The sequence below is a fragment of the Aquimarina algiphila genome (genome assembly GCF_947494415.1).
GTDB lineage: Bacteria > Bacteroidota > Bacteroidia > Flavobacteriales > Flavobacteriaceae > Aquimarina > Aquimarina algiphila.
The window spans coordinates 58,385-67,658 of the sequence record NZ_CANLVC010000018.1; the positions used below are offsets into that span (position 1 = coordinate 58,385).

The window sequence follows — 9,274 nt, forward strand, 5'->3', positions numbered from 1 at the left end:
TACCATGCAAAACAATTTAGCATTAATTAATATGGCTTGGGCGTTTGTAACGTCAGTAGCCGGAATTCTAAGTTCAGAATTACAACAATTGATTTCAAGTAACCGAGTAAGATTAACGGATCATACTGTTTTTGTTCGTAAAAACATCACTGGAGCTTCTTCCAATTTTGATGTGATCGATGCCACTACCGAAAAAATCGACGGGGTATCTAGTATTAAAGGAACACGTTTGACCAAAAATCAAGCTGTGATTTTTAGTCAAATCGCTTTAGGGTATGCTCAGGACGATCCCAATATGGAGGGTGCTGCCGAATATGGAAATACTCATATCGGGGCTTTAAGAAATGCTTTATTTGTGATTACTCAGAATAATAGAGAAGTAGTAAGTCTACCTGTAGCCGATTTATTAAGACCTAAAGGAACAGGTTTAAATTCTTCTGAACAATACTACAAACTAGGTGGGTTAGCCTATTTGGTAGATGATGAAGAAATGGATTGGCAAATCAAATTTCCTGCGGGGGTTGCCATGCCTGCGCCAGCAGCCGGAAAAGAGCATTACCTTGAGGTATTCTTAAAAGGATTTAAGACCATCAAAAACGTAGCGTAAGTATTTTATAATTGGTTGATTAGTTCGTTAAAAAGCCTTGCCTATTGTAAAAGGCAGGGCTTTTTTAATTCAAAACAAAACATAATATGAATACAGCATATAAATATCAGTTTAAAACCCTAACGGTAACCTTACCGGTGGGAGATACCCAAGCAAGTAAAAACATCGAACTACCTTCAGGTATGCAAATTGTAGCAGCAGCTAAACCAAGTACTACACCGGGTAAAGTACTTAACCTTGGCTTATTCGAACAAGGACAGGAAATCAATACACCTATTGATGTTTCTTTTTGGAGGGATAGAGAAATAGGAAATCATTTTATAGATGGTTTTGTACCAGTAAATTCCAATGGAAGTTCAGAAGTAGAAGCACGATTAATTGCACCTGATGGAGCATTAGCAGCAGCGATTACCGTTCAAGTTGTTTTTGTAATTGTACAGCAACCGACATGTTAAGCACTATAAAACATATGGTCGCTTTCCTATTAGGATATGAGTCCACTGTTTCTTCAGATACCATTACAGAAACAGAAGATAATTATACTCTGGAAGGTAAGATTGCACCGAGATTTCACAATGAAGGTACTACAGATGTACAGCTTTTAAATGTTACGGTTAAACCCGGAGAAATGTTTAACTGCTCTGCAACTACATTTCCGATGAAAGGCAGTATAACTATTATTATGCCTAATGGTGGGAAACTAGTTTGCGTCTATAATTCCCTACATAAAAAAGACTGTTAATTATGGAAGAATTCAACAACATTATACACAGACTTAAAACGAACGACAAGCTTTGTGTAGAGATTAAAGACTATCAAAACGGTAATCCTATAGTCCCTATTAATGATCGAATTGATGGGAAAGCCATGATTGAAAAATCCGGAGATATTGAAGGATACTTTAAAGAGTTAATGGATAAAGGAGTCACTAAAATTCAAATCCAGTTACACAGAAAACAGGGAAGTGCTTGTGTTAGGGACGGATTAGCGTATAACTGTGAATTAGGAGGCGAAGAAAAAGAAACTGTAATGCAAAAACCTAAAGAGATTATTGCCTCAAAAACCATACAACCGCAAGGATTAGGATATGCAGAAACGCAAGGTTTAGGGATGGCAGATGTTATTGGGTTGCATGTAGATCGCCAAATGTACAATGTTGCTAAATCTGACTTGGTTGTTGAAAAGGAAAAAACCGTACGGTTAGAGAATGAAAAACGTGATTTAGAAGAAAAGGTACGACAACTAGAAAAGAGCAACGATACTAAACAGTTTTGGGGTGATACTATAAAAGAAGTAGCTCCCGCATTGACAGGGATTTTCACTATGATGAAAACGGCACCCGGCTTGGGATCACCGGCACAAGAACCACAATTACCAGATGGGTTAAAAGGACAACTTATAAAAGTTATTATGGATGTTCCAGACACATCAAGTGCACCTATGATGAATGCCTACTATGTGTTACAGGCATATAGCCAGAACAACCAAGATTTTATCCAAGAAATGCAACAACTTTTAGTAAAACATAATTTTATTACAGATGGCACAAACGATACACATTAAAGGAAATAATCCGATATCAGAGAGTGAGAGAGCCAAAGCATTACAATATATGCAGGATAATCTTACTGACGATGAATTGAGCAAATTATACCAGTTATCAAAATCAGAAAAATCAAGGAAAGCGCTCCAGTATAATTGGGGTACAATAACCGCTTTATTTATGTAATTATGGCCACTACAACTCTAGTTAAAAAAGACACAAAAAAAGATCTAGCCAAAAAAGCAGCTTCAGCAGCTAAAAAAGGCATTGATAAAACGGGGGATTTGGTAAAGAGTAACCCTAAGACTGCATTATATGTGGTTGGTGGTGTTGTACTGGGTTTTGTAGTCTATAGATTAGTAAAGACATTAAATGCAGGCGGTAACGCAGTGGATGGGATTTTTAACCCTGATATCGATAATCAGGTAGATGTTGGAGACCTCGATACAAACGGGGCTACCATCACCGCAAAACAAGCCCGTGTATTTGCACAACAATTATTAGATGCTTTCAATCATAAAGCTCCATTTTGGGGTACAGATGAAAAAACAATTCTTGAAATATTTAACCAACTATCACCGGCTAATTTCAAAGCCGTATTTAACGCCTTTGGCAAGAAGGATTATAACGGCTACAATTCTCCTCCCTCTGGGATATTTGCAAATTTCGATAGTTACGAACCCAGAGATTTGGTGTATTGGTTAAACTCAGAATTAAGCCCTAGTGATGGTGAGGTATACAAAAAAGTAAAACAAATCGTAAATGCCGCAGGCTTTGCATTCTAAATAAGATATAATTATGAAACAATTTGCATGTACAAATAGACCATCAGGTATTATCAAACACACAATGTTTCCAACTGTTAATGAACCTAAAAAAATTGCACCAGCCATGAGTATACAAAAAGAAGTTACGATTTTGGATGAAACGGGAAAACCTTTAGTGGGTGTTCATGTATTTAGTGGTGGTAGTAATACCATTACCAATGCAAAAGGTGAAGCCACTATTAGTTCTAATGGTAAAGAGTTCATTACACTTACACATGTGGGGAAGATTACCGAAAATATCCCTTTTGCTAAGCTTGGTAAAGTAATCGTGTTAAAAGATGCAGTAGAGAGTCTTGACGAAGTGATTATAACATCAGTGAAATCTCAAAAAGGAAACCTCTGGTTATGGGCTTTGGTATTAGGAGGCGGTTATTTATGGTATAAGAGTAAGGTTCCAAAATCAGTAGCCTTATAATGAAAATACATAAAAACATAGTAGTTGCAGGAATTGCTTTTACCACTATTCTTTTTTTAATGAGAAACAAAATATCTGGTGCCGTTTGGGATTTGGTTTCGGAACAACGGATTAAAAGATTGCATCCGCGCATACAAGACAAAGTTCGAAGGTTTATTCATTTAGCAGATCAGCAAGGGATTAAATTACGTGTAACCGATGGAATTAGAACCTTTAAAGAGCAGGACGATTTATATGCTCAGGGAAGAACAAAACCCGGAAAGATTGTTACCAATGCAAAAGCAGGTGAGTCTACTCATAATTACGGGTTAGCTATAGATGTAGTACCCATGATTAATGGAAAACCAAACTATAAAGATGATTATATAAAGATTGCCCAGATTGGAAAATCTTTAGGTTTTACATGGGGTGGTGATTTTACATCGATTAATGATAAACCTCATTTTCATGACACCTTTGGTAACTCGATTGCTGATTTACAAAAAAAGGTGATCAGTAATCAAATGCGAAATGGATTTGTAACCGTATAAAAATAAGGATATGCTATTACTGGGTAAAACATCATATAGAGCTGCAAGTGGTGAAGGAAGCAAAAAGCCTGTTGAAATTGAATTGGGGGTAATTCAAATATTTGGGATAAGACCTAGCAAATTTGATTTGGCACAAGCTATAAATAATCATCCGGGTTTTACCATTCAAGATGATGAATATCCCATTTTTAAAGTAACCTACATTAAAACACAATTAGGATGAGTCGAGCCTCTTTTATAGCAAATATACCTTCAGGAACCTACGGGGTTGGTCAACAAACAGTGAATCCAAATGATATCATATTGTTAGAGGATTTTGCTTTGGCTCCTAATTTAGATGTTGGTTTTCTACCTCAGAATACCTTTACCAAGTATCTCAATAAATTTGTCTATTCTCAGGCTATTTCAATTAGCGGTAATGATCTGTTAACCGGATCGTTTCCTACTGGATATAATTCTGGATTATCGCATCTATTAAACGTACAGGATTATGTTCAAGTTGTATTTAAAAAAACGAACGCTGATGTTGGTGATCCTTTTGGAGGTGGTTTCCATGATGTAGAATCCGTATTCGGAAGTAAGAATATTTCATATGCAACAAACGGACTGTACTTTGCAATTAGTGCAGCCGATAATATTATAGAACCTACTAAATCATACCTTTTCTTATTCCATTTTACAACTCAAAACCCACCAGTATGAGAAAAGTAATAGCTATACTTTATTTAATAGGTTGTACTGTTCAATTGACATTTGGTCAAAGAAGCATAGGTGTTAATACTCGTTTTATTGATCTGCCACCATTAACTTCTACGCAAGTTTTAGGTTTAGATATTAATGGTAGTCCGGGTATCGTGACACTTCCGGCAAATGAAGCCTTAGAAACTGGATGGGTAAAATCTGGTACTACCACCCTAACTAATCAGAGCTTAGTTACATTAGTAGATAGTGATTTATTACTAGATAGCCCTAATCTAAAGTCTTTAATTATCAAGCGTCAGGGTACCATAGGTACAGGTAACCACATCAACCCTGTGTTTAGAATTGGGGATATAGAAGGAACCGGTATCGGTGAACCTTCTTTATTTTTTAGGTATGTAGATGAAGGAAGTACCTCTAATGAATACCAAAACAATTTAATAACATTTGGAGTGGCTGAACCTTCTGGAACATGGGCGAGTGTGCGTAGGGTGGTTGGTTCTCATTTTGAAGGCTTTATTGATGGGGATTCGGAGCCTTTTTTTAGAGGTGAGTCCATTGAAAGTGTTGACGGTACCCAGAAAAGTTTTAGGTTTAGAATGGGTTCAGGTGGAAATACTCCAAATGATGTATCTATAGAACGTGGATTAGTTCCCACAGGACAACAAGCACCCTTTTTATTTGTACTTGGGGGTTCTCCTAAAATGTTTATATATCCTGACTCTGTTTTTCTTCCGGGAGGTGTATTTTTAGTGATGCAGGATAATAATTTTGAAGTGGTTAAGCTATACCCTAAAAATGGCAGCTATGTTGAAGAACATAACGGAGTGGTTACCCCGATTAGTTTATACAAACCACCCATGGAAAGCACCACTACCTTAGCAGCTTTGCCACAATCCAATCTTAATGACGGTGAAACTCGCTTAATAAAAGCATCATCAACGATGTATTGGTATGATAGCAATGAGTCAGGAGCAGCAGACGCTTCATGGATTGCGCCTAATGATCAGGCAAGTACAACCGGATATTGGAAACCAGTTAATTAACTTTTAATACTAAGTAAAATGAGAAAGTGGAATAAAATTGTAAACGGAGTACTTTGGATTTTAGGATTGTTGGTTGTTTTAGGACAGGCCTATAGTGTCATACGATACTATTTCTTTAATAGTGGTGTGAAACTGGAAACCTATGACTTTATCCTATTAATATTAGCAATAGGGCTTCTTTTTCTACAAACAGAGGTCAAAAACAAAGTAAGAAACATTATAAGAAATGTAAATCCATTTTCGAAACACTAACCCCAAATCAATAATGTGTATAACTCACTAAATTGATATTAAAATGACAACACAGATGTATAAACCAATGGAATTAGCCATATATATTTTTGGGTTTCTATCAGGCAGCTTGTTTGAGGATTTTATGCTAAAAATGATAATGACTACAGCAGCTATGGTTGTAGGAACTACAGTTTCCTATCACTGGAAAAGATTCATTAGAAAAATTACGTGGAAAGATATTTTCAATCCAAAGATGTGGATTAAATACTTCACTAACAAAAAACAAAAGAGATGAAAAATATATTATTATTAGTAGGCGGTGCGGTTATAGGGTCTATGTATTTTGGAAAACAAAAAGTAACTGAGATTAGAAACGTGATCGATGCACTGCTATTACGTGTTAATGGTATTCGTAATTTTCAGTTGGAAAGCACTGGAGTTAATTTTGATATTGACTTAGATATTACTAATCCCACAGAGCAAGGATTAAATTTGAGTACGGGAAACTTGGTTACTCTTAAGCGTTTATTATTCTATTCTGAATCTGGTCAGTTCATAGGGGAGTCCTTCCCGAACTTGTCAGGAATAGAAATACCTGCCAAAGGTTCAATGAATATCCCTAACCTTTCTACTAGTATTGATATCTCAAACATAGGAAGCCTATTTAATAGTGCCATAGGAATTTTTATTGACCCATCTAAATTGAATGTAAAGGCTGAATTAGAATCATTAGGTAAATCCTACATTATATAACCACACAGATGACAGCAGTAGAACGATACAACAATTTGGATGGTAATGTAGTATCTCGTGATGCATTAAAAAGACTATTGTCCAAAGCTTGTAAAGAAAAAGAACACCGAGTAGTTACTAAAATAGAAACCCTTCTCGAGCGAAATGACAATGGTAAATTTAAAATTACCATTGCAAAGAAGTTATCAAAGCCAGTACAAAAGGTAAAGCGAAAAACTAAAAGAGTAACAAAGGCCAGTAGAAAAGCCAGACTCAAAAAGAAAGCATTTCAACTCACGGTTAAGGGTTTAGGTATACCTGTGATTCATCTAGCAACATCGCAACCGGTTACAGCGCCAAAAATAATAGAACATACCAGGGAAGTACTTCCTCCTGTCCAAAAAACTTTTAAGTCTCAAATCATAAGTCAACAGAAAAAAGAACCTGTACAAATAAAACCTAAAAGAAAACCCATTAAAGGACTTCCAACAATGGCTGATCTGGATCATATGGAAGAACCTACAGAAACATTTAGGTTAGAAACCGAGTTAGGAGAGTTTTTGGGAGATTTAGAAAAGAAACCAGAACATAGTGTGGTGGTTACCTTAGATGCCCCTGCGGGATCAGGTAAAACAAGGGTATTCTTTCAGGCAATGGAAGGATATGCCAATGATCATAAAAAATGTTTGTTTTTTACTCTCGAGGAACATTCAAAAAGTAAGCTGTTTAAGGACAAAAGAAATCAATATATATCTCCAGAGAATTACAGTAACATTACAATAATAGATGATGTTTCAAATTATGAAGAATTCAAAAAGTTAGTAGAAGCACATGATGTAATTTTTGTGGATAGTTTTGGAAAACTTCAGCGATTAATTAAATCCTTTAAGTTGGAGTTGGACGATCATATTAGAAAAGCATTTGATGGCAAACTATTCTTTTTGATTTTCCAGAGAACCACCGGAAAAACTATGCGGGGCGGTTCGGATTCTGAATTTGATGGAGATGTAATACTACAAGTGGAGAAGCCTGACGAAGATTATAGAAACAACTACCTGGTAGCCCGTAAAAACAGATATAATGAAATCCCTATGCTGAAATATAGCATCTATCATCAAAGACTTACAAAAGACTCAGAAGAAGTAAAGAAAACCCCTACAAAAAAGGCTGAGCCTTTGCAACCTAAACTTATTGTTCGTTCGCTGTAAAAGTGTGTTTTATTGTTGTTGAGAAAGCCCGGCTATTTGGTCGGGCTTTTTGTTTGTTAATTATTAAACCTTGACTTTTTCTTTTTCATACAAATTATAAATCTTAAATTTGTTTTAACAGTTTCTAAATTGACGCCTTATCAATCAACTTGTTAATGAACTATTAATTAATAATGGCAGACAGAAAACATGATTTTCAGTTGATAAGGAGCCTATTATCATGCTTTAAAAATAAGGCGAGGTCATTGGGCATAAAAAAAGTCAATAGGTACGAACTACTGACTTTGGTAGGTTTCCTTTTGTTTAACAACAGTGATCGCCATTGTAAATACAGTGAGTACAACTGAAATTGTTACCATTGCTACAAGCATTTTTGTAGCTCTGGTGAGTTTGACCACAGCTTGGTTAAATTCAAGAAAAAAATAACTTTGTTATTTCCACCCTACGGGGTGGTTTTTTATATGCAATATGTGCATGACATGTACAAAAATACAATTTTTTTCTATTTGTTGTTTATATCTTTTGTTAATTACAAGTTTCGCCTATTGTTTTTCCGTAAAAATTCTATGTTTTAGCCAAACGCTAAGAATTCATTTTTTCACTAATATTGATTAACGGAATAATACACCATACGGTTTTCCGCAATTAATAGATCGGTATTGTAAGTAAATTCACATCTTTTATGATACCTAATAGAATTTTGACTAGATTAATGATAAAGATTGATGATATATTAATTAGAGAGTATTTACAAAAAGCTATGAAAAAAGGCTATTTGCAAATCATCGATCATAGAAAAAACACATTAATTATAAATGATGGCGTGTTTACATTCAATGGTTGGAAACAACCTAAGGATATTGAAACTTTAGAATATATATTTTTAGAAGCTTTTAGATTAACTAGACATATCAAGTTCAATAACTCGGAGTTTGAAAGAAAAGGTTCTAAATGGCTGGAGAAAGTATAGGAGTAGAGAGATTTTTATATCACTTACCACTAAAATTACCACTTAACTTTTAAAACGCTGAATATCAGGTTTTTGTTTTTGAAATAGTGCCCAGAGCGGGAGTCGAACCCGCACGCCCTAATGGACACATGGCCCTCAACCATGCCTGTCTACCAATTCCAGCACCTGGGCAATAAATTAACACTACAATATAACATAAAACTAAAAAAGTATCGTAGAAACTACGATACTTTTTAGTGACCGGGCTGGGGCTCGAACCCAGGACCCTCTCCTTAAAAGGGAGATGCTCTACCAACTGAGCTACCAGGTCATAGATAATTTATTTATCAAAATATTTTAAGAACTAAATAGATAATACTATATATAAAATAATTAGTATCTATTTCTTAGTGACCGGGCTGGGGCTCGAACCCAGGACCCTCTCCTTAAAAGGGAGATGCTCTACCAACTGAGCTACCAGGTC

At 35.6% G+C, this 9,274-nt stretch carries 16 protein-coding genes and 3 tRNA genes; 16 read left to right on the plus strand and 3 right to left on the minus strand.

The genetic code is table 11. The features are described from left to right. The first annotated feature begins 4 nt into the window (after nt 1–4). From PQF96_RS28460 to PQF96_RS28535, 16 genes are all read left to right on the plus strand, one after another. Nucleotides 5–607, plus strand: coding sequence for a hypothetical protein (locus tag PQF96_RS28460; RefSeq protein ID WP_271770443.1), 603 nt, complete (start codon nt 5–7; stop codon nt 605–607). Between the two features lie 86 nt (nt 608–693). Next, nucleotides 694–1,062, plus strand: a complete 369-nt coding sequence (locus PQF96_RS28465; protein WP_271770445.1) for a hypothetical protein — start codon at nt 694–696, stop codon at nt 1,060–1,062. Between the two features lie 14 nt (nt 1,063–1,076). Continuing rightward, nucleotides 1,077–1,349 (plus strand): hypothetical protein, encoded by a 273-nt coding sequence (locus tag PQF96_RS28470; protein WP_271770446.1) that lies wholly within the window; start codon nt 1,077–1,079, stop codon nt 1,347–1,349. A gap of 2 nt (nt 1,350–1,351) precedes the next feature. Next, nucleotides 1,352–2,170, plus strand: a complete 819-nt coding sequence (locus tag PQF96_RS28475; RefSeq protein WP_271770449.1) for a hypothetical protein — start codon at nt 1,352–1,354, stop codon at nt 2,168–2,170. Further along, nucleotides 2,148–2,336 (plus strand): hypothetical protein, encoded by a 189-nt coding sequence (locus PQF96_RS28480; RefSeq protein ID WP_271770451.1) that lies wholly within the window; start codon nt 2,148–2,150, stop codon nt 2,334–2,336. Before PQF96_RS28475 ends, PQF96_RS28480 begins: the two co-directional genes overlap by 23 nt. Before the next feature lie 2 nt (nt 2,337–2,338). Next, nucleotides 2,339–2,935: a hypothetical protein gene (locus PQF96_RS28485; RefSeq protein WP_271770453.1), complete on the plus strand. Its 597-nt coding sequence runs from the start codon at nt 2,339–2,341 to the stop codon at nt 2,933–2,935. 13 nt (nt 2,936–2,948) lie between these two features. Continuing rightward, nucleotides 2,949–3,392, plus strand: coding sequence for a peptidase associated/transthyretin-like domain-containing protein (locus PQF96_RS28490; protein WP_271770454.1), 444 nt, complete (start codon nt 2,949–2,951; stop codon nt 3,390–3,392). Continuing rightward, nucleotides 3,392–3,922 carry a M15 family metallopeptidase gene (locus PQF96_RS28495; protein WP_271770456.1) on the plus strand — a complete coding sequence of 177 codons (531 nt, stop codon included), beginning with the start codon at nt 3,392–3,394 and terminating at the stop codon, nt 3,920–3,922. The genes PQF96_RS28490 and PQF96_RS28495 overlap by 1 nt, the downstream gene beginning before the upstream one ends. A gap of 10 nt (nt 3,923–3,932) precedes the next feature. Continuing rightward, nucleotides 3,933–4,145, plus strand: coding sequence for a hypothetical protein (locus PQF96_RS28500; RefSeq protein ID WP_271770458.1), 213 nt, complete (start codon nt 3,933–3,935; stop codon nt 4,143–4,145). Beyond that, nucleotides 4,142–4,624, plus strand: a complete 483-nt coding sequence (locus PQF96_RS28505; protein WP_271770460.1) for a hypothetical protein — start codon at nt 4,142–4,144, stop codon at nt 4,622–4,624. Before PQF96_RS28500 ends, PQF96_RS28505 begins: the two co-directional genes overlap by 4 nt. Further along, entirely contained in the window at nt 4,621–5,667 is a 1,047-nt protein-coding gene (locus tag PQF96_RS28510; protein WP_271770462.1) for a hypothetical protein, read from the plus strand. Before PQF96_RS28505 ends, PQF96_RS28510 begins: the two co-directional genes overlap by 4 nt. A gap of 18 nt (nt 5,668–5,685) precedes the next feature. Continuing rightward, the gene (locus PQF96_RS28515) at nt 5,686–5,919 is read left to right on the plus strand and encodes a hypothetical protein (protein ID WP_271770464.1); all 234 of its coding nucleotides are present in this window, start codon (nt 5,686–5,688) and stop codon (nt 5,917–5,919) included. A 43-nt stretch (nt 5,920–5,962) separates the two neighbouring features. Then, nucleotides 5,963–6,196 (plus strand): hypothetical protein, encoded by a 234-nt coding sequence (locus tag PQF96_RS28520; RefSeq protein ID WP_271770466.1) that lies wholly within the window; start codon nt 5,963–5,965, stop codon nt 6,194–6,196. Beyond that, on the plus strand, nt 6,193–6,654 hold the full coding sequence (locus PQF96_RS28525; protein WP_271770467.1) for a hypothetical protein: 462 nt from the start codon (nt 6,193–6,195) through the stop codon (nt 6,652–6,654). Before PQF96_RS28520 ends, PQF96_RS28525 begins: the two co-directional genes overlap by 4 nt. Before the next feature lie 8 nt (nt 6,655–6,662). After that, nucleotides 6,663–7,841, plus strand: a complete 1,179-nt coding sequence (locus tag PQF96_RS28530) for a hypothetical protein (protein WP_271770469.1) — start codon at nt 6,663–6,665, stop codon at nt 7,839–7,841. Between the two features lie 682 nt (nt 7,842–8,523). Continuing rightward, complete coding sequence (locus PQF96_RS28535; RefSeq protein ID WP_271770471.1) at nt 8,524–8,811, plus strand: hypothetical protein; 288 nt, start codon at nt 8,524–8,526, stop codon at nt 8,809–8,811. An 87-nt stretch (nt 8,812–8,898) separates the two neighbouring features. Here the strand turns inward: PQF96_RS28535 and PQF96_RS28540 are convergent. The 3 genes from PQF96_RS28540 to PQF96_RS28550 form a co-directional block, all read right to left on the minus strand. After that, nucleotides 8,899–8,982: transfer RNA gene (locus tag PQF96_RS28540), tRNA-Leu, on the minus strand. Between the two features lie 66 nt (nt 8,983–9,048). Beyond that, nucleotides 9,049–9,121: transfer RNA gene (locus tag PQF96_RS28545), tRNA-Lys, on the minus strand. Nucleotides 9,122–9,201: 80 nt separating this feature from the next. Beyond that, nucleotides 9,202–9,274, minus strand: a tRNA-Lys gene (locus PQF96_RS28550).